The following is a 22,190-nucleotide window of genomic DNA, read 5'->3' on the forward strand; positions in this document are numbered from 1 at the left end:
GTTTTTATAATATAAACACAAAAGAGCAAGAAAAGATTTAAATATGTTCAGAAAGTTCTTCTGATCGAGGCAGGTAATGTAGCTTAAGTGTCTATTATATAACCAAACTTTTTTCATCTCTTTTTAATCTGTTTCTCCATTTCTGTATGTTATATAATCCGTTATACTCTTTATCGAAACAGAAAAACATGCTTGAAAGAATCTCTCAATGGTCCGTGTAAAATTTAGGCGGGCATTAAAATAATTACCGGAGTTATTTTGCTCAATGCAGAATGACTCCGGTATTATAAACTATAAATTTAAACGAATCTTTAATACGGTATTTTAGAACTTAAGATGCGATCTTTATACCACGGATCATTTACCTGTTTCAGTAATTGACCCATTTGTCTGCATAAATCCTCGAATATTTTCTGGTTTTCCGTTATAGACAGGTTATTCATCTGATAAGGATCTTTAATGTCGTCATAAAAGAAAATATGCTTGATATTGTGTTGCTTATCGATAGATATGGCTAACGTGTAACGTTCTGTTTTGATTCCTCGTGCTTCAGGAAAGTATGAGATAATTTTGCCATCGGCATTCTTTTCTCCGTTCAAGTTTCTTAAATACAGTATTCCTGAGGGCAATTTAGGTACATTTTTTTCTTTTGATATTACCGGTGCAAAATTCGTACCTTGTACGGTTTCCGGGATCTGTCGAGACAGTCCGGCTAAGCCGAGTACCGTAGGCATGATATCCGGAGATGAAAGTAATAGTCGGTCTTCTACACGAGGTTTTAATTTTTCTGGATAACGAACTAGAAACGGAACATTCATAGATTCTGCATAAGGTGAATTTTTAGGATCATTTGTGTTTTGACTGCACATGGTTTCTCCGTGATCAGAAGAAAAGACGACGATCGTGTTTTCTTCTAACCCCAAATTTTTTAATGCTTTCAAAATACGACCGAATTCCCGATCTACTCCGGTAACCGAAGCAAAGTAAAAGGGTGCGCATTGGGCTTTTTCCATTTGAGGATTAGCATTGGGGCGTACTAATAGCTTGTCTAAAGGAATATCTTTGTAAAGATTATAATCTTCTTCCATGACATCATCGATTGTACGGTAAGGACTGTGAGGTGGGTTCATACTGACAATCATAAAAAAAGGTTTAGAAGTATCTCGTACGTTTCCGGTATTTTCCAGATATTCTATCGCTTTATCCGCTTCGTGTTTCGGAGACCATTCTCTTATTTCATGGCGTTTGCCGTCGGTATCCCAATAATGCGGTTGTTTGTGGATGTCGAAAGTTCCGTAAGAATACCAGTAGTCAAATCCATGCCGCCTTTCTTTAGGAGTGTAGGCATCCCATACAGGAGTATCGTCATTTACATAAGTTCCCGGTGCTTCGGGATTATTCGGAGTTGGGAAATCAACATGTAATTTCCCGATATAAGCACAGTCATATCCGTTTTTCTTAAAGACGTCTCCTATACACTCTATATCCTCTCGGAGACTGCTTATCGGGCGATCTGAGTTACAATTTAACGGAACTCCGCTTCCATCCGGATACATGCCGGAAAGTAACATTCCTCGATGCGGGCTGCTCAAGGGACAGTTGCTCATGGCAGAGGTCAATACTACCGATTCTCTTGCAAAATTATTCAGGTTGGGAGTAATTACAGGATCAGGTTTAAACCGGACATGTTCTTTGAACCCTTTTTCGCCCCAGAATCCCATGGCATGATTTCTGAATTGATCGGGGAAAACATAGATTACATTCGGTTTTCGGTCTTGAATGTTATTTTGAGCCGTAACAGGAATTCCGTTTGTCAAAGATAATCCCGCAGCTGCGAATAGAAATTTTTTAGATGTTTTCATTGCGTTTAATCTTTAATCAGGTTTACTTCTCTGGTCATGCCGTGTCGGCAAGAAACTTCGAGGAATGTACTTTTTGTGTCTTTCCCGGATATTTTTATGTAATCAGATGGTGTTTCTAAGTTCCATATTCCGTTTATCTTTATTTTTATTGTCGATTTTGCAGAAGGATTGTCTATCCATTTTCGAGAATAAACACTTCGTTCTATTCGTTTCCCGTTTTTGTCATACTGTTCGTCTGCCGGTCCTTCATAGAAGTGAAGATCCGGATCACAAACACTGATTGTCATTTTATCTTTATTTTCTTTAGCTGTCATTATTAAACAAGGATGATTGACAGACAGTATTTCGTTTCCTACAGTTACTTCACCCTCTTCAAAAAGTACGTATCCGGTTGTAGAAGTTGCTTTGTCTCTTACGATATGAGCTTGTTTGTTTTGTTGCAAGACAATATAGCCTCCCGATTTTTGATATTGCTTTTTTTCTTTTTCCGAAGGTTGTATAAGGACCATATATTCATAAGATGCATTATGGGGAGTTTTCCCGTGGTCAATGGCCGCCAATGCAAAGTTATTTTCTGTCGGGGCACATGTCTCCTCGTCAAGAGAGTGTTGCAGGGTCTTGTGTACGATGATATTCCCGTTGCGTATCAGGTAATAATTCTTTTTACCGTCGCCCAGCATGGCTGTTTTCTCTGATAAACGTTTTTCATACGGAAAATCGGAGATTTTCTTTCCGTTTACGAAAATCGGACTCTCTTCTTCAGGAAGATATACTTGGAATAGTGTCGTATGTACCGGAGCATCCGGGAGAGCGCTTTCTATATCAGAGCCTAATGCGATGATTCGGTTATCGAAGAAGAAATAAGATTTACGGGCTCGTAATGATCCGTTATATTTGTCATGCTCGTGCAATTTCATTCCGAAAGCTCCGTTTCGGTTTTTGCTGGATATTGCTCCTGCAAAAGATTCGTCAGAAAGGAGCATCTCTTCATATCCGGAGACTTCATCTACCTGACGTATATCGGCTTTAAGATCTTTCATCGGTATTACTGCTGCTGTTGTTCCGGGTATGTGATTCCAGTCCCAGCCTTGTTGATTAAAACCGGATGCGAACATGTCTATGGGATTACCAGAACCTAATATTTGTAAGTTCCCGTGATTCAGATAGCGTCCGAAATAGTTTGCTCCGATATAAGATTCGGTAGCCCATAAGTATCGGCTGTGTCCCATAGCTGTTGCCAGCCAGTTTTCTCGGCGATGTACGGCTAGACATGAATAATTGATCCCCCAGTTTCCTTCAGGAGCTTTTTCCGGCATTATTCCGGCTTTTGTAAACTTTTTGCTGTAACTGTCTTTTTTCCCGTTATTAAGCCGCAAATAAGCAGATGCAAGTTCGGTATCTATCTTTTCTGTTTTATCAGGACTGCCTACTTCGGCTAATCGGGCGTAATGCCATGGGATGAGTTTCCCTTTTCCGTCGGGATGTCTTCCTGATAAGGATAAGGGCCATGTTACGAGATTGCAATATTTGCGCATGGTGAGAAGTGCAAATTTTAGATTCTCATGACTTTGGCGGCTGATTTCGAATTCCGAATCTTGTAACAACCAAACTGAGTTTACCGCTCCGTCCAATCCTCCTACGGCATAAGCCGGATAGTTGTGACGGTGATGGAATATCGAACCGTCTATTTTGAAACAACCCATCGTCCCGTCCGAAAAATGCAACCCGTTGTCTATCCAACGCGAAATAGAGCGTAGATAAGTTACTTTTCGGGGAGAATCTTGCATCATCATGATGCTCGAAAGACGTCCTATTAAACTCGTGTTGAATGCATCTATATCCATGCCGTCTATTTCGGGTTTTAGTTTTACTTCTCCCGTACCGGCAAACCATTCCATTGCTTGCTGAATGTCTTGGTCTAATTTTGCTTTTACAAGAACATCCTTCATCAAAAACATTGCCGGATAATAATTTCTCATGCTGTACCCTAAGTGGTGGAGTGTTCCCATAGCACTTCCAGCACGAAATCCCTGATCAAGCATGTGGCGTGTCATCAGGATAAACATGTTTGCTAATTCTGTCTTTTCGTTATTATTCGTACTATTGTTCCATGCTATTGCAAGGTTATACATGAAGTTTACACAATTTCGTAGCCCCATAGGGTTAGCGTAGATTTTTGCATAGTTCTCTCCTCCGAGATTTGCATAAGCTTCTCCAAAACGTTCAAAAAATATCGGTAATCCAGAGATTGAACCGTCCGGATTTTCTGTAATATTATATGCAGTGAATTGTTTTTTCAGTTTTGTGACATCCGGCTGCTTTTTAGGAAGAAGCAATTGCTTGAGCCGGGTTTCCACGTCGTTTATACTTTTTTGTTCAGAGGAACTTACTCGGGCCGAAATCGGGAGATCGAAGTCATTTTCCCATGATTTAAGTAATACTAACCAATGGCTGGTTGTTTCAGGATTGATATAGGGCGCTTGAAAATCTGCTGTTTGATGACGTACGTCTTGAAATGAAGATAAAATGATATGGTCGAGGAATATTTCACCGCAGTCTGTATTGGGAGCGGTAATACGGAGCTCGTCCATCCCTTCTTCCGGAGTTCCTTGCATATCCCGGTTGAAAATAAGCCATGCTCCACTCCATCCGGTGAAGTTCATTCCGTATTCAAACCATGAACAGACCTTCCCCTGTTTTAAAAATTCGAATTTAAGTTTTCCCGAAGAGATAGCTTTCGGGTTGTAAATCCAAAATATGAAAGTAGAAAGCGAAGTTTCTTTGGGATTTGGATTTTGAGACAAGTAGCCTATCGGTTGATTGATAAAAATCTGTGCATTCGGTTTGTCCCAATTCCATTGAAGGCTGTGTCCTAAATGTTTATAGTGTTTATTCGATAAAGAGACTTTAGAGTTCTTCCCAGCGGTTACCGGATCTGTCGAATGTTCGAATGAGATGATTTCCGGATGGGTAAATTCTCTGATTTGGGCATTTGTTATAGAAAAGGGTATTGTCAGAAATAACAGAAAGAATATGTGTTTGAAATAGTACATAAGATTTATATTGTTTATCGGTATTTGATTGAGTGTTTAATAAAATCTCGGATCAATTAATGTCTTGAGATTAGTCTGATACCTAAGAAACGGAATAATTCTCTTTTTATATTTTAAGGTCTGCCGAATATTTCATCAAGAATACAATCGTACGGAATAGAAACCCTCATTCTTGATTCCTGAAAATAATAAAGAGTCAAGAATGAGGGCTTATTTCTTATTTCTTTTCAAGATTTATTTTGCGAGTCAGTGCTTCCAGATAATAATAATCGGCGTAATTTAGAGGCACATCGATTTCACTGTGATGAGGGATACTTCCGACAGAATGCATCAACACAAAATTCCCGTTTGTACCTACGATTGCTAAATAGGCCGGACTGGATAACGATTCTATAATTTTGTCTGCTGTCTTTTTATATTCTTTAGAATTATCGTATGTGCTTAATTCGTATAAAGCCGAAGCTATTACAGCAGCAGCAGATGCATCGCGCGGTTCGTTCGGGATATGAGGTGCATCAAAATCCCAATAAGGAACTAAATCCTCAGGCATGTTTTTATTGTTGAATATAAAATCATATACTTTTTGAGCCTGTTCCAGATATTTTTTGTCTTTTGTTTCGCGGTAACATACGGTATATCCGTACAGTGCCCATGCTTGTCCGCGTGCCCAAGAAGATTCATCGGCATACCCTTGAGCTGTTTGTCGGTTGCGTACTCCTCCTTTTACTTTATCATAATCTACGACATGATAACAGCTGTTATCCGGGCGGAAATGATGTGCCATAGTCGTGTCGGCATGACTAATCGCAATTTTGCGGTATGTCGAGTCTCCGCTTAATTTTGTCGCCTCGAACAAAAGTTCGAGATTCATCATATTATCGATGATGACAGGGCACATCCAACCTTTTGTTCCTTGCCAACCCCGGTCTTCATCCCATGATTGTATGACGCCTGCGGCTGGTCTGAATCGGGAAGATAGAGACTTTGCCGTTTCTATGATCACATCTTTGTATGCCGGATTTCCGGTTAATCGATATGCGTTTCCATAACTGCAATAAATCATAAAGCCTACATCATGATGCCACTTGAGATATTTTATCGAATCTAATGTTTCGGTGTATTTGATTCCTAAATCTTTCCATTTGTTATCATTGGTAAGCTCGTACATATACCACATTGTTCCGGGGAAAAAACCACTGGTCCAGTCATCTGCCGGAATATATTCGATTACACCGTTATAAACAGTTCTCGGGTTCAGAAATTTTCCGGAATCTTCAATGATTTCGACTTGCCTGCCTATTTGTTGAGTTGCCGTTTCTATACCTTTCTGCACCGGATCGATTTGTCCTGCTTGGTGTTTGGTGTTTTTTATGCAACTAAAAAGAGACAAAAGTGATAAACCTGCAAAAAAGAGTGTCTTTTTCATAGATGGGCTTTGTGTTTTTTGATTAGTTAATGTCTTGAATTATTTTTGGTGCTAAGATAATTTATAATGATATTCATCGATTCTTTTTACACAAGAAGCGTGTCCTATATTCTTATATAATTTGTATCAAAAAAACGGGACTTCTTTTATTGTTTATTCATGGGATATTAAAGAGTCCCATTTTTTATTTTATGGGCTATGCTTGGTGATATAAATGGGTGTATCTCATTTAAATGTATCTATATTAGCCGAAAATTTGAAGTGTGTAATAATCTCGAATTAATTGTATGAATATTTCCATGGAACACAAAATTCCTCTTTGTCTTTTAATAACCGGCGGATATTTCTTTTTCGGCTTTAGGAGAAGAACAACGCAGAACGCAATTTAGTTTTGAAACAATAACCCTAATCAAATATCACCAAGACTCATGAAAGAAAATAAACTAAGGATTATCCTAGTGATGTTGTGCGCTTTCGGTGCTTTGGCATTGCAAGCTCAAAAAAATGTGACCGGAACCGTAGTCGATCAGTCGGGTGCCGGGCTTCCGGGTGTCAGTATTCTTGTAAAAGGTACTACAAAAGGTACAACAACTGATGTAGACGGAAAGTTCGGTATTTCGGTACCAAATGGAAATGCAATTCTCCGTTTTACTTTTTTGGGATTCGGAGCAGTTGAACAGAAAGTAGATTTAAAGAAACCGATGACAGTTGTTATGAAAGAGACCTCTAAAGATTTGGATGAGGTTGTCGTTGTCGGTTATCAGGAAGTTCGCCGGAAAGATTTGACCGGAGCTGTTGGCGAAGCTAATTTGGGAGATATATTGCAAACTCCGGTAGTTAGTTTTGATCAAGCGCTGGCAGGTCGTATTGCTGGAGTTCAAGTTTCTTCTAATGAAGGTATGCCGGGTTCGGCATTTAACATCGTGATTCGTGGGGGAAACTCCATTACTCAGGATAATTCTCCGCTCTTCGTCATTGACGGATTCCCTGTGGAAGATGCCGATGCCGCATCTTTGAACCCGAATGATATTGAGTCGATGAACTTTTTGAAGGATGCTTCGGCTACAGCTATTTACGGAGCCCGGGGAGCAAATGGAGTTGTTATTATTACAACAAAAAAAGGGCAGATCGGTAAACCGAAAATCTCTTATAATGGTAGTTTCAGCGTTTCTACAGTAACAAAAAAACTCGAGCTGATGGATGCTTATGAGTTTGTAAAACTACAGGAAGAGATACAAGGTGATTTAAGTTCCACCTATTATAGTAATGGGCGGACACTTGAGTCTTATCGCAATTATCCCGATCAGTTTAAATGGCAGGATGATATTTTCCGGACGGCCTTTACTAATAATCATTACATCTCTTTGACCGGAGGAACAGCCGAAACTCGTTATACTGCCTCATTATCGTATCTGAATCAGGAGGGTATTTTATTAAATTCCGGATATCAACGTTTTCAAGGACGCTTTAGTCTCGATCAGCGGATAAGTCCGAAATTGAAGGTAAATATTAATGGTAATTATGCCCGGGGAATAACGAATGGAGCTTCTCCGTCCGTCGCTTCGAGCAGTGCAACGAACAGTCTGTTTTATAGTGTTTGGGGATATCGGCCTGTAAGTTATGATGGAACTGACTTGCGTACATTATTATGGGATCCGACCGTACCGACGAACAATGACTATCGTTTTAACCCGATTTTGTCTTTAGAGAATGAATATCGTCGTTTGATACAAGATGATTTTCAGGCTAATGCATACGCTGAATACACATTTATTCCGGGATTGAAATTAAAAGTTTCCGGAAGTTATCGATTGAAAAAACGTCAGAACGAACAGTTCAATAATTCAAAAACACGTTATGGTAATGCCACACGCTCTGAAGGTGTCAATGCGTCAGTACGCCACTATGATGATCATAGCTGGGTAAATGAGAATGTATTGAATTACTCTAAAGTATTTAAGCGTAAACATAATTTCTCGGCTATGGCGGCGGCTACGTTTCAAGGAAATTATTCTAATTACTTCAGAAACGATGTGCAGAATATCTCTCATGAAGATTTGGGCATGGCAGGTATGGACAACGGTATTCCTATATTATCCGAGTCTACTATCGGAGAAAATATGCTGATGTCTTATCTTGCCCGTGTAAATTATAATTACAATTCGAAATATTATATTACGGCTTCGTTCCGTGCCGATGGTTCTTCTAAATTTTCTAAAGAAAATCGTTGGGGGTATTTCCCTTCAGCATCTGTGGCATGGAGTTTTAACCGGGAAGATTTTATGGCTCCGTTCGAAGATTGGTTATCTAACGGTAAATTGCGTTTAGGTTGGGGGGCTACGGGAAATAACCGTGTGTCGGATTTTGCCTCATTGGGACAAATGACTTCGAAAATTGCATTTGAATATCCTTTTGGGAACAGTTACCAGACTGCTTATAAATTGACCGGTTTGGAAAACAAAAATTTGAAATGGGAAACAACTGAACAGACTAATCTCGGACTTGATCTCGGGTTCTTTAACGACAGAGTAGCGTTGACGGTAGATTTGTATCATAAACTTACACGAGACTTGTTGCTTCAGGCCGATCTTCCTTATACAACCGGATATGCGTCTACCTATTTGAATGTCGGTAAAATGCAGAATCGAGGTCTGGAAATAACGCTGGAGACTACCAATATCCAGAATAAGAATTTTACGTGGACGACAAATTTCAATATTGCATTTAATCAAAGTAAGGTAAAAGAGCTCTCTCGTAATCAGGAAACATTGTTGAGTACGGTTACCTTTGATAATGCTTATAGCGCCGAGCCGTCTTATATTGCTCAGGTCGGTAAGCCATTGGGACTAATGTACGGATATATTTATGACGGGACTTATAAATATGAAGATTTTGATGTGTCGGGTGGAAATTACACTTTGAAGTCGAATGTCCCCAATAATGGGAATGATCGTTCCACGATTCAGCCGGGAGATGCCAAATATGTCGATATAAACGGTGACGGGGTTGTTGATGATAATGACCGTACGATTATAGGACGAGGACAACCTATCCATACCGGAGGTTTCACAAATAATTTCAAATATAAAAATTTTGATCTGAATATTTTCTTTACTTGGTCATACGGGAATGACATTTTAAATGCGAACAGGTTATTATTCGATAACGGATTATGGAAAAGAGAAACCAATATGTTTGCTTCGTATGCCGATCGATGGACTCCGGAAAATCCGAATAGCGATATCCCCCGTGCGGCAAGTCAACCGAACGTATTTTCTTCACGTGTGATCGAAGACGGTTCTTATTTGCGTTTGAAATCTGTGACTTTAGGATATAATTTCCCTCAAAGAGTTTTGAAAAAACTGACGTTGTCCAGCGCCCAGATATTTGTTTCCGGAGAAAATTTATGGACATGGACTTCTTATACAGGATATGATCCAGAAGTTTCTGTACGTAATTCTGCCTTGACTCCGGGTTTTGATTACTCGGCTTATCCTCGGGCTTATAACTTCTCAGTAGGCCTAAATGTTAGTTTTTAACCGATAAAATCCGAATTTGAAAATGAAAACGATTAAAAATATATTTTGGGGCAGCACGATGTTATTGTTCACTGCCTGTAATTTCTTAGAAACTACTCCGAGTGATTTCATTAATCCGGATGATTTTTATAAAGATGATACCGAAGCGTTTATGGGACTTACAGGAATTTACAATACGCTGAACAGTTCGAGCGGCTATGGTGAAAAATATTATCAGGCAATAGGTACGGACGATCTTACTTATTATTATACTTCCAGTACGGCAGAGGTAGGATTGCCGAATAATAATTATACTGCGAATGATGCCGACTTGGCTTCTATCTGGCAGGGATTGTATGAAGGAATTAATAATGCCAATTATTTCCTTGAACGAATAACCGATTCTCCGGTAAGCGAGGCGAATAAAAAAATGTATCGGGGAGAAGCTACTTTTCTAAGGGCTTATTTCTATTTCCTTTTGGCTCAAAGTTGGGGAGATGTGCCTTTGATTACGACAGCTCAGACCAATACCGATAATTACGTGCCGAATATAAAGGCTACTTCTCAAGCTGAAGTACTGAAATTTGTAACAGATGAGATGGAAAAAGTCCTTACCGATGAAGAAAACTATTCAATAGGTACGATACAGGTAGTGGGAGCCGGGCGCGTAAGCCGTTCGGCAGTAAAAGGTATTCTTGCCCGTGTATATTTGAAGAGAGCCGGTTGGCCGACAAATGAAACCGAACTGTATTCGAAAGCTAAATATTGGGCGGGAGAGGTTATTCATCCGCAAGACGGCTCGATGACTCACGCATTGAATATGGAGGGGTATGACCAAGTATTTAAGAATCTGGCGACAGATGTTTATGATCCGGAGGAGTCGATATGGGAAGTTGAATTTAAAGGAAACCGTCAGGATTCTCATACGAATGCCGGACGTATCGGTAGTTTGATCTGCGGTATTCAGAATGCGGATGTGCTTCAGACTTCTTTGGGATATAGTTATGGTCGGTATTGTGTAACTCCGGGTTTGTGGGATTTATATAATGACCTTGACGGAGACGGTACGCCGGAATTGATTTCTACGAGCGATGAAAATGATCCGTTGAATGAGAAATATAATAAAGATGAGCGTAGAGATTGGAATATCGCTCCTTACCGATTCCAGAAAAGAGATGATGCGACGGTCTACTGGAAAAAGAATTGGGAATATATAGGAGATGAGCGATTAGATAATAATGGAGAATCTACACAAACGAAAGCTACGCGTACGCAATATATCGAAAGAAATGCCGGCAAATTCCGTAGGGAATATGAATTGGTAACTCCTCGTGATAAAAATTATACACCGATTAATTTCCCGCTGCTGCGTTATTCCGATGTGTTGTTGATGTATGCCGAAGCACAAAATCAGGCAGACGGATCGCCTTCTGTCGAATCGATCGGCTATGTGAATGATGTTCGTCGTCGTGCTAAAGCTGATGAAGTCAATATTACAGATCCTCAGGATTTTCAGCGTTTGATTGAAGATGAACGAGGTCGGGAACTTTGTTTTGAAGGTTTACGCAAAATGGACTTGATCCGTTGGGGTAAATATAAAAGTGCGATGGAAAAAGTCAGTCTGTATGCAACCGATTCCCGTTGGTCGAGCGGTCGGCAATATTTGCTGATATATGCAACGAACGGTGCGACATCGGACAGGTATCAATGGTTACCTATTCCTACCCGGGAACTCGGATTGAACAATTTGTTACAGCAGAATCAAGCGTGGAGATAAATTTAAAATACGGAAAATTATGAAAATCAGAAATTCAATCTATATATTGACTGTCGGTGCATTTTTAGTTTCTTGTAATGATTTGGATGTGGACGACAGTGTTGACTTCAACGTCTCTTTAGCTTCCGACAATACATACGAGGCAGGAGATCCGGTCGTGTTTAATTTTGATGGAAATCCGGATTATATAACTTGGTGGTCTGGTGAAGAAGGACATAAATATGCGAATCGGGAACGTACCGAATTACCTTTGGAAGAGATAGAATCTGTGACTCTGAGTTTTGAGGCTCAGGCTCGTTACGGGAGAGTCACTAATACACTGTCATTATTCGTCGGGGATTTCCCGGGATTAAGTAAAGATGTTACTACGGACGATTCCCGTGTTGCCGATTTTGAGTCTGATGCTACCTTATTGAGCGGTAACGGAGAACTATTGGAAAGTAAATTCTCGAACAGAACGGCAACATCTTTCGACCTTACGCCTTACAGTACTTCTGAGATGACTCTCGCTTTTCATTATAAAGCAGATTTTGATGGAACAAATGCTTTAAAAAGGTGGGATTTTTATAGTGTAGCTATAAAAACAATCTACAAGAATGGAAATACTACAACGTTGAACTTGTCAGATTTAGGGTTACAAACTTTCGACCGCAACCCCAATACAAATCCTAAACACGCACAACAGGGAGATCCCTATTTTGATAACAGTTCCAGAAGTTCTTCTTGTACGGGAGTGTGGGATTTGCGTTCATCATTGACACGGGTAAATAGCTTTATGTATCTTGGTGGAGGTACTAATGAAACAGACTATACCAATAATGCAGATGATTGGTTGTTTACCAAGTCCTTAAAATTCAATACTTGCGATCCGGATGAAAATAGCGGAGTCCTGAAAAATATAAATGTGCGACTCCCTTCATATTCCTATGTTTATACTCAGCCGGGCACATATACTGTAACTTTTATTGCCGGAAATCAAAATGTTTATGGATCGGCACGTACGATTAAGGAAGTGACTTTTACTATCAAAGAAAAAGAATAACCTTGACTATGTTTATTATAATAAAGGACTACATCTTCTGTGTGTAGTCCTTTTCTTGTCTTCGGGGAATTGAATCCGGTTTATTGAAATTGTTCCATTTTTTATTTTATGGGATATGTAGAGCTTTTTATTGCTTCGGGTTTTCATATTTAATAAAGATATTTGCATCAAACGAAAAACACTCTCTATGAAAATAAAATGGTTGGCCTTGCTTCTGATTGTTCTGTTTTCTTATAACGGATACTCTCAAAAAATCGACTGGAATGTTTCTATTCCGGAATATATTTCTGCAACTTCGGCTAAATTATCCTTGAATAAAGATTTTGTAAAAGAGGGAACTGCTTCTCTTCAATGGCAGTGGTCTTCTCCTTCTGTATTGACTGTTGATAACTCTTCATTGTTGCAAAAAGCTGTCGGAGTTCGTAAAGGCGGATTGACGATGTGGGTATATAATGATGAACCAGTAGATGCTGCGCTGCGGGTATCTTTTGTTGCGGCTGATGGATCGATTCCTTATTGGTTCGATTATCATCTCGGATTTTCCGGATGGCGAGCTTGTTGGATCAGTTTTGAGAATATGCAGGGAGATCATAAAAGTAAAGAGTTGGTACGTTGGACGATGACTACACCTGAAAATTTAAAAACGGGAACTCTTTTACTCGATCGGGTCGAATTTCCTGCAAAAGGAGTTCATCATCAAGCGACTCCGGATTATCAGACTCCTTTGAATAATACAAAATTATCTCGGACTCTTTGGCATTGGGCTCGGTTGTATGAATGGGAACATTATGAATATGATCTGCCTTTAGCGTCTGTCGGTTCATCTCAGAAACAAGATATAGAGATGCTTTCCCGTCGATTGACGGATCAGGTCGCTCCGGAAACCGGAAAAGGCAACGCTGCCCGAGCTTTATCCATTGCGGAGAAAGCCAATATCCATAGAATTGACGGCAAAATGACCGGTGCTCCGCTGGTGTCTAATGATGAGTTGGATAAGAAAGCAGGAGAGATCGGTTTGTCTGATCTGGAAACCATGTTATTCGGTTTTGCCGGAGATTGGTATTACAATAAAAATGAAGAATCGAAACAGGCTTTCTTCAACGTATTCGAATATGCAATGCAGCAAGGTTTTGCTTTCGGGAGCGGTTTGGGAACTAATCACCATTACGGATACCAGATTCGGGATATTTATAAAGCCGCATGGATGATGCGTGATTTATTAAAGGAAGATACTCCTTTAAACAAGAATATTCGTCGTACTTTGGCATATTGGAGCGGATTAGCGGAGACACGGATTCCTTATCAGTATGGTAGAGATGAATTACTTGATTCGTGGAATACATTATTGACGGCGAAAGTAATAAGTGCTCTTATTCAGCCGGATATGAGAGAGCAGGTTCGCAGTATGAAAGCTTTGAGCCGTTGGGTAAGCGGATCTTTGGGCTTCACTCCCGGGACGATAGGAGGAATTAAAGTTGATGGTACTACTTTTCATCATGGAGGTTTATATCCGGCATATTCGATCGGTGCTTTTGCTACTATCGGAAAATATCTTGAGCTGACAAACCATACAGGATTTACTATTTCTGATGATGCCGCTCGTAATGTAAAACTTGCGTTGCAAACAATGCGGAATTATTGCAATTTAAAAGATTGGGGGCTGGGGATAGCCGGACGACATCCTTTTGACGGATCGATTTCGAATGATGCAGTACAAGCTTTTGCTTTGTTGGCAGATAGAGGAGACCTCACCGGATCGGGGAATAAGATCGATGAGGAGCTGGCTGCCGATTATTTGAGACTGAACAGGACTTCGTCTCCATATAAAAAAAAGTTTGAACAAGCAGGTATTAAAGCAGCTTCATCGCCACAGGGCTTTTTTGCCTATAATTATGGAGCTTTGGGAATACATCGTTTTGGAAATTGGATGGTGACGTTGAAGGGGTATAATACTGATGTTTGGTGTTCCGAAATATATACAAAAGACAACCGTTATGGTCGTTATCAGAGTTATGGATCGGTGCAGATTTTAGCATCCGGTCGTCCGGTCAATAGCTTTGCAAGCGGATTTGTCGAAGATGGCTGGGATTGGAATCGTGTTCCGGGAACAACAACAATACATCTTCCGTTAGAAAAACTTGAAAATCCTCTTCCGGGAACATTGATGGAGCGTTCTGAAGAAAATTTTTCCGGAGCATCTTCTTTGGAAGGGAAGCGAGGGATATTCGTATTTAAACTGAAAGAAAAAGACCGGGAGAATTTTACTCCGGGATTTGTCGCCAGAAAATCGGTATTCTGTTTTGAAAACCGGTTGATCTGTCTGGGTTCTGATATCTCTAATGATAACAAGGAGTACCCGACTGAGACCACATTGTTTCAACTGGCATTGAAAAGAAATTCCGAACCTATATTGCTCGGCTCGGATACAATTGTCGGTCTTCCGATAGAAAAAACGGTTTCAAAAAAATCATCTGTACTTTTATCTGATACAAAAGGTAATTATTACCGGATTGCTGCCGGACAAGACTTGCGTATTTTAAGGCAAAAACAAAAATCCAGGGATAACAAGCAGAAATCGGAAACCGAAGGTAAGTTCGTAACAGCTTACCTGAATCACGGTGTATCTCCTGATAATGCCGAATACGAGTATATGGTATTGGTACAGCCGACTCCTGATCAAGCAAAAGAAATGGCATCGGAAAAAGGATTGCCTTATCAGATACTTCGAAAAGATCATTATGCACATATTGTGAAAGATGTTCCGAGTGGTACGGTAGGATATGTTGTGTTTGAAACTTTGAATGATATAAAGGATGATTATTTGCTTGCTTCCGATTCCGAAACATTGCTCCTTTTGCGACCTGTAAACAGAAAGACTTTAGTAATGAGCATTTGTGACCCGAATCTGAATCTGGAAGAGAAAACCTATACTACCGCAAAACCTTCCCGTCCGCTTATGAAAAGCATTCTTCTAAAAGGGAAATGGAAGAATGTATCGGATAATGATAATATCGCTATAAAACAAGAAAACGGAAATACCCGCCTGACTGTTACCTGTGTTGATGGTCGTCCGGTAGAATTCAAGTTAATAGCCCAATAAAAAACGAAATACTAATCTTAAAAAGAATGACAATGAAGAAAATGCTATTTTGCCTGTTGAGTCTGTGTTTCGGACTTACGGCTTTCGCTCAAGAAAATCTGTTGGAAAACGGCGGATTTGAAGATGGTATTCCGGCAGTAGTTACCGGACAAAAAAATACACAAGGTAAATGGTTGGCTTATTATCAAGCTCAACGAGGAGGAATAGAAACTTCGGAATGTGAAGGGTTCAAGGGAAAGGGCCTGAAAGTTACCGTAAATAAGTGCGAGAAACCGGTTTGGGACAATTATATCTATCAAAATTTGTCTTTAGAACCGGGTCAGTATGAAATAACTTTTTATGCGAAGGCTTCTAAAAATGCAGCAGAGCGTACAAGTTTGCGAGTGATGATAAAACCTTCTACAGCACCTTATTTGGGAGATTTTAAATCGCCATGGTCTCCTAAGAAAAAAGTGACTACCGAATGGCAACAATTTACTCAGAAATTTACCATTACCGATGATCAGGAAGGTGTTGATAATGCCCGTTTTCTGATTACTTTGGAAGAGCCGGATATCGATTTCTTTATCGATGAAGTGACTTTGACCAAGATTAAATAATTACTTATTTTAATACCTCATAATTATGAAAAGAATTTTACTGATTACTGCAGCTGTCTTGTTCGGGATGAACATGTCTGCTCAAAATTTAGTTTCGAACAGTATGTTCGATACCGATATGACAGATTGGGCACAATATTCACGGAATGGTGGATCCGTGGCGACTTGCGAGGTATCGGACGGTATTCTCCATGTGAAAAGTAATGGTGCGGGAGACAGAGATATCGATGCTAACTTAAAAAATCGTTTTAATGGCGGAGTCTATACCTCTTTACCATCTTTGTCAGCTCAAAAATATACATTGACGCTTGATATCTGTGCCGTGAATACTGCTGAAACAAGAACTTTCAGTGTCGCTATATTGAAAGATGCCGATCTGTCTGCAGATGGGGCTACCACAACAGTAAATAACGTATATCTGCCTTCTGCACAGACGATTAATACTAATACGGATGTAGCTCTTACGACTTTGAGATTTGACATTACTTTGTCTGAAGCTGTGGATGATGCCATACTTGCGTTCGGATTTTCAGCAAATTCGGCAGAATGGTATATCGATAATGTTTTTCTGACCCCGGCTTATTTAGGAAATCCGGGATTTGAAACGACTTATAATTGGAGTAAAAACGGAGGAATGGATTGGACCCAAGATGATGCTGAAGGAAATGTTCATGGCGGTATTAAATCTGGGAAATATACACCTGCTCCAGACCTTGAAAAAGAATTTTATCAGTGCCGCTCTCAAGCGCCTGTAACTTATCTGAAAGCTACGGATAATAAAGTAACCGTTCGTTTTTGGGCGAAAGGTGCGGAAGGCGGAGAGACCGTTTACGGTTTATTCTATGACGGGAAAAAAGAATCTACGGCTTTAGGTTTAGGTTCTTATCTTGCTGAAGATAAAAAATCTCCTAAAGAAGGAACGCCTATGGCGACACTGACTACCGAATGGACTCCGTATACGTTTGTTTTTGAAGGTACAGACAATATGGTAACTCCTTACTTCGCATTCAGTTGTAATACTACCGGAAAGACATTTTGGATCGACGATATTGTAATGTTTGCCGAAAATGATCCGACTTCAGGAATATCAGTGCCTGCTGTAACCGATAAATCCGGCATTAAGGTAATTGCTACCGGTACGCAAGTTTCTGTTTTGTCGGCTACTGAGGCAATCGTAAATATTTATGATATGGTTAGCGGTTCATTGCTCGGGAATAAACAAATTTCAGAAGGTAATACAAATATCGATTTGAGAAAAGGTTCTTATATTATTCAGGTAATTGCAAACGGTAAATCCGTTTCAGAAAAAGTGATTATCCGTTAATTTACTATTTTGTATTTGCTTAATGGCACGGGTAATCCGATCGGATTATCCGTACTTTTCTTTCTAACCGTAAAAACACCCCTTACTCATGAAAAAAATATTCATTTCGTTTTTTGTTTATATATTTTCCGTATCTGTCTATGGGATACAATATGATTTTGAGGACGGAGTGGTTCCGGCGACTATCAACGATATACAAAAAGGAACGTTATCTGTTTCGTCCGACCATGCCAAAATGGGAACAAAATCTCTTCGTTGGGACTGGACGGCTACCGGAGCGCTTTTCCGAGTAAATGATGAGGTAAATATTCCGTATGCGATTAAGGCATTCAGTAATCGGGGCGGTTTGCGAATGTGGATCTATTCTCCGAAGGCAATGCCCGGAAAATCGTTGCAATTTATATTTAGGAATAAGACGGTGCGGGTATATACATTTGACTTTAATTTAAATTTTACAGGCTGGCGTGCTTGCTGGATAGCCTTTTCGGATATGTGGGTGCCCGGAGAGTCGGATGATGTGCAGCCGACGCAACAAGATATTGACGAATTAACGATAAAAGCTCCGGAAGGGGTAGAAAGCGGTACGCTTTATTTTGACCGTTGGGACTTTTCGAGTAATATAAACAAACAAGCTACTCCGGATGCTCAAATTCCGAAAAATAATCGTTTCCTTACCCGTGATTTTTGGCACTGGGGACGGTTGTGGGAGTGGGAACAATTTTCGTATTCGGATGAATTGAAAGATCTTGTTCCTACAACGTCGGAGTTGGCCGAATTGCGTGAGATGACTACTACGGTACAAACTGCTTTATTCGGTAAGGTGAACAATACTACTATTGCGAATGCATCTTCGAAACTTTCTGCTGCGGGAATTAAGCGGGATGTTTCTACCGGTTTTATTTCGGGAAAACCTTTGTACACAGATCAGGAAAAAGAGTCCGGAGATATCGGGTGTCAGGATGTGAATGATATGATGCTCGGTTTTGCTATGGATTATTACTTTAATGGAAATTCATCGGCAGCCGAGAATTTTATGTTGGTGTTCGATTATGCTTTGGATCAAGGGTATGCTTATGGAAGCGGTATGGGAACAAATCACCATTTCGGTTATTTTAACCGGGATATGCCTAAAGCCGTGTGGATGATGAAAGATTATCTTAAGTCTGAAAGTCGTTGGGATGAGGCGTTGCAATTAATTCAATATTGGAGTGGATTGGCAGAGCCCCGTCAGCCTTATGATATAAATCGGGATGAGTTGGTCGATACTTGGTACACTTTGCATTTGCCGAGACTTTATGCGGCATTGATGATCGAGGATGAGACCGAGCGATTCCGAGCTGTTAAGGGTTTGTCTGAATGGACTAACGGATCGATATGCTATACACCCGGAACTATCGGAGGTATTAAACCGGACGGAACAGCATTTCACCACGGAGCTCATTATCCTGATTACGCCTCTTCTGCTTTTGGTATATTGGGTGATTATGCCAATTATGTGAACGGGACATCTTTTACATTGGATGCTTCGGCTCGAGCTATTTTGAAACAGGCATTTATGGCAATGGCTTCTTATTGTAATGTAAAAGAATGGGGTATAGGCGTTTGCGGACGACACCCGTTTAACCCGAACGAGTGTTCTATAAAATCGAAAAATATCAATGCATTTGCCTATTTGGCAGTAGATGGAGAAACTGTTGACAAAGATCTCGCTTCTAATTTCTTACGCATTTATGAGACGGCTACAGCTACTACCGCTATGAATAATATGAAAAAGAAATTTACGGCACTGGGAATAGAAAAGGCCGATCCTATGCAGGGCTTCTTTACTTATAATCATGCAGCTCAAGGAGTATTTAGGGGAGGAGAATGGATGGTTTCCTTAAAAGGCTTTAACCGGTATGTCTGGGGTGCGGAAATATATTATTCTAATAATCGTTATGGCCGTTATCAAAGTTATGGATCGATACAAATTTTAGATAGTGGAGACCCTGTAACCGAGGCGGACAGCCGTTTTCTGGAAGACGGATGGGATTGGAATCGGTTACCAGGAACGACAACGATTCATAAAAGTTGGTCGGCATTGAATTCTCCATATACTGATGCGACGTTGAAGCAGGATGAAACATTTGCGGGTAGCAATAATTTGAACGGGACTTGCGGGATGTTTGTCATTAAGTTGAAAGAACCGTCACATAAAAACTTTACACCCGATTTCACTGCTCGTAAATCAGCTTTTTGTTTCGATAATCGTATCGTGTGCATCGGGACAGGAATAACGAACTCCGAAAGTGCTTCTAATACGGAGACTACGCTTTTTCAACATGCTATTTTGAGCGATGACGAAGCGGTAGAATGGAATAATACCGTTTCGACAGATGCAACGATCAACACTACGGTACAAAATGCAGACGGTATGATTTTCAAGGATCAGACAGGTAATTATTATCAGGTAAAAGAACCTTTAAAAGTTATTGTTACTAAGGGCCTGCAGACGTCTGTAAATAACAAGACCAAGGCCGCAACCGAAGGCAAATTCGCTTCTGCATATATCGATCACGGTGCGGCACCTTCAGATGCTTCTTATGAATACTTGATTACCATACAACCGGATGATTCGGAAATAGTTGCATTAAAAGCTGAAGGTTATCAACCTTATGATCTTCTTCGTAAAGACGATAAGGCTCATATTGTATATGACCGTGAAACAGGTGTGACAGGCTATGCGTTTTTTGAAGAAACGACTCTCGATAATGATGATTATATTGTAAATGCAACCGGTGAAGTTATGGCCATGATCGGAGCTCCGGATGTGGATGGTCAAGTCGATATGAGTGTATGCGATCCTAATCTTAATATAGAGACTATCGATTATACGACTTCTGATCCGAGTCGTCCGGTGACTCATGTATTTGAGCTGAAAGGAGAATGGTCTTTGGTTGGAGATAATGATAAGGTATCTGTAATGTCGGCTTCTACAGAAGGTAATACCCGATTGGAAATTACTTGCCAGTATGGTATTCCGGTTACTTTCAGATTAGAAAACGAAGCTCTTTTAGCCAATGATAAGACTGAATTCCGGAGTATCCGAGTATTCGGTTCGAATGGAAAATTGTGTGTGAATAGTGACGCCGCCCGAGTTCGGATATATACCCTGCAAGGTCGGATGATAGAAGAAACTGAAAAAAATGCCGGAGTTCGTTATTTTGAATTGCCGGAAGGTTGTTATATCGTTTCGGTCGAAACTTCTGGAGGGAATGTGCGTCACAAAGTGATGTTATAAAGAATAGTACGGGAAATGGTTGAGATTGGGGTATTGTTTCAACCCGTACTTAACAGAGAGCCGCTTTAGGAAAAAGCGGCTCTCTCTTGTGTTATGTGTTTGGTTCTAAAATTTAAATCAGACTTTGAATGTAATTTTGCATCTCTTTTTCATGTGCTTCGATACTTTGCAAAAGTTTGAATTGGGCCTGAGACCGTTGCCAGTTGTGCTCGGGATATTGGATTTTATAATAGCAGTCTCCGTCAATATAATCGGTCAGGAAGCGTACAGTCTGCATATAGGTAAGTAATTTAGCTCCATACGGAAGATTTTCTATTTCTATCGGAAGTAGAAATGACCGGGCACTTTCGATATAGCCTTTTGCGAAAGATCTGAAAATGTCCATATTGAGATTTACGTTATCCAGATTTTTGTCATCTTCTTTACCGGTGTTACCGGCAGTACGGATAAAATCCCCGAAGTCGGAGAGTACGAATCCCGGCATTGTAGTGTCAAGGTCGATAACACAAAGTACTTTCCCGTTTTCATCGAATAACATATTGTTGACTTTCGTGTCGCAATGAGTAATTCTTTTGGGAAGTTTCCCTTCTCTGTAAAGACGTTCGGCTTTGCACATTTCATCACTTCGTTTTAGCAGTTCATCTACCATCCATTGAACTTTTTCCAAACGACCCGATTTATTTGAAGCGATGGCTTCCTTGAAACTTTCAAGTCGGAATTCCATATTATGGAATTTGGGGATTGTCTCGCCTAAAGGTTCTGGAAGATCGACGAGCATTGCTTGAAATTCTCCGAATGCTTTGCCTGTATAATAGGAGAACTCTGGATTTACGGTTTCATAAGTTTTTGATTGAGGAATTAATACTGTAATTCTCCAATAGTTGTTCCCATCGAAATAATACAGTTTTCCATCCTTAGTCGGAATAACTTGTAGTGCTTTGCGTTTGATGTCCGTTTCTCCTTTCTCGATCAGTTTTTTGCGGATATGATCAGTTATGGCAACAATGTTTTTTTGTAAAAGATCTACATCTTTAAAAATAGCATGGTTGATCCGTTGAAGAACGTAGTCGTCCGTGTCAGACGATTGTGTCGTTATTTTATAAGTATCGTTAATTAATCCGCTTCCTAGGGGATCAATACTTTTTACAATACCGTCAATACGGAATTTGTCCACAATTTCGGTCAGGTTAGTCATGATATATTATTTGT

At 40.1% G+C, this 22,190-nt stretch carries 11 protein-coding genes; 7 read left to right on the forward strand and 4 right to left on the reverse strand.

All coding sequences use genetic code 11. The annotated features are described in order from the left end of the window. Positions 1–311: 311 nt before the first annotated feature. The 3 genes from AC1WHX_RS01250 to AC1WHX_RS01260 all read right to left on the reverse strand — a co-directional run bounded on the left by AC1WHX_RS01250 (position 312) and on the right by AC1WHX_RS01260 (position 6,341). On the reverse strand, positions 312–1,862 hold the full coding sequence (locus AC1WHX_RS01250; RefSeq protein ID WP_303115735.1) for a sulfatase family protein: 1,551 nt from the start codon (positions 1,860–1,862) through the stop codon (positions 312–314). A 5-nt stretch (positions 1,863–1,867) separates the two neighbouring features. Next, positions 1,868–4,915, reverse strand: a complete 3,048-nt coding sequence (locus AC1WHX_RS01255) for a chondroitinase family polysaccharide lyase (protein ID WP_303115732.1) — start codon at positions 4,913–4,915, stop codon at positions 1,868–1,870. 217 nt (positions 4,916–5,132) lie between these two features. Further along, positions 5,133–6,341: a glycoside hydrolase family 88 protein gene (locus AC1WHX_RS01260; RefSeq protein WP_302546895.1), complete on the reverse strand. Its 1,209-nt coding sequence runs from the start codon at positions 6,339–6,341 to the stop codon at positions 5,133–5,135. Between the two features lie 428 nt (positions 6,342–6,769). Between AC1WHX_RS01260 and AC1WHX_RS01265 the strand changes: the two genes are divergently transcribed. From AC1WHX_RS01265 to AC1WHX_RS01295, 7 genes are all read left to right on the forward strand, one after another. Next, entirely contained in the window at positions 6,770–9,880 is a 3,111-nt protein-coding gene (locus tag AC1WHX_RS01265; protein WP_481228811.1) for a SusC/RagA family TonB-linked outer membrane protein, read from the forward strand. A 22-nt stretch (positions 9,881–9,902) separates the two neighbouring features. Then, complete coding sequence (locus AC1WHX_RS01270) at positions 9,903–11,636, forward strand: RagB/SusD family nutrient uptake outer membrane protein (RefSeq protein WP_481228812.1); 1,734 nt, start codon at positions 9,903–9,905, stop codon at positions 11,634–11,636. 19 nt (positions 11,637–11,655) lie between these two features. Further along, the gene (locus AC1WHX_RS01275) at positions 11,656–12,678 is read left to right on the forward strand and encodes a DUF5017 domain-containing protein (RefSeq protein ID WP_481228813.1); all 1,023 of its coding nucleotides are present in this window, start codon (positions 11,656–11,658) and stop codon (positions 12,676–12,678) included. Positions 12,679–12,865: 187 nt separating this feature from the next. Then, the gene (locus tag AC1WHX_RS01280; RefSeq protein WP_481228814.1) at positions 12,866–15,778 is read left to right on the forward strand and encodes a chondroitinase family polysaccharide lyase; all 2,913 of its coding nucleotides are present in this window, start codon (positions 12,866–12,868) and stop codon (positions 15,776–15,778) included. Between the two features lie 32 nt (positions 15,779–15,810). After that, the gene (locus AC1WHX_RS01285) at positions 15,811–16,377 is read left to right on the forward strand and encodes a carbohydrate binding domain-containing protein (protein ID WP_022390062.1); all 567 of its coding nucleotides are present in this window, start codon (positions 15,811–15,813) and stop codon (positions 16,375–16,377) included. A gap of 25 nt (positions 16,378–16,402) precedes the next feature. After that, positions 16,403–17,701, forward strand: coding sequence for a T9SS type A sorting domain-containing protein (locus AC1WHX_RS01290; RefSeq protein ID WP_481228815.1), 1,299 nt, complete (start codon positions 16,403–16,405; stop codon positions 17,699–17,701). A gap of 88 nt (positions 17,702–17,789) precedes the next feature. Next, complete coding sequence (locus tag AC1WHX_RS01295; protein ID WP_302544682.1) at positions 17,790–20,981, forward strand: chondroitinase family polysaccharide lyase; 3,192 nt, start codon at positions 17,790–17,792, stop codon at positions 20,979–20,981. A 112-nt stretch (positions 20,982–21,093) separates the two neighbouring features. Here the strand turns inward: AC1WHX_RS01295 and AC1WHX_RS01300 are convergent, their stop codons facing one another. Next, on the reverse strand, positions 21,094–22,176 hold the full coding sequence (locus AC1WHX_RS01300) for a phosphotransferase enzyme family protein (protein WP_278583269.1): 1,083 nt from the start codon (positions 22,174–22,176) through the stop codon (positions 21,094–21,096). Between the last annotated feature and the right edge of the window lie 14 nt (positions 22,177–22,190).

Source organism: Coprobacter sp., from assembly GCF_982436375.1.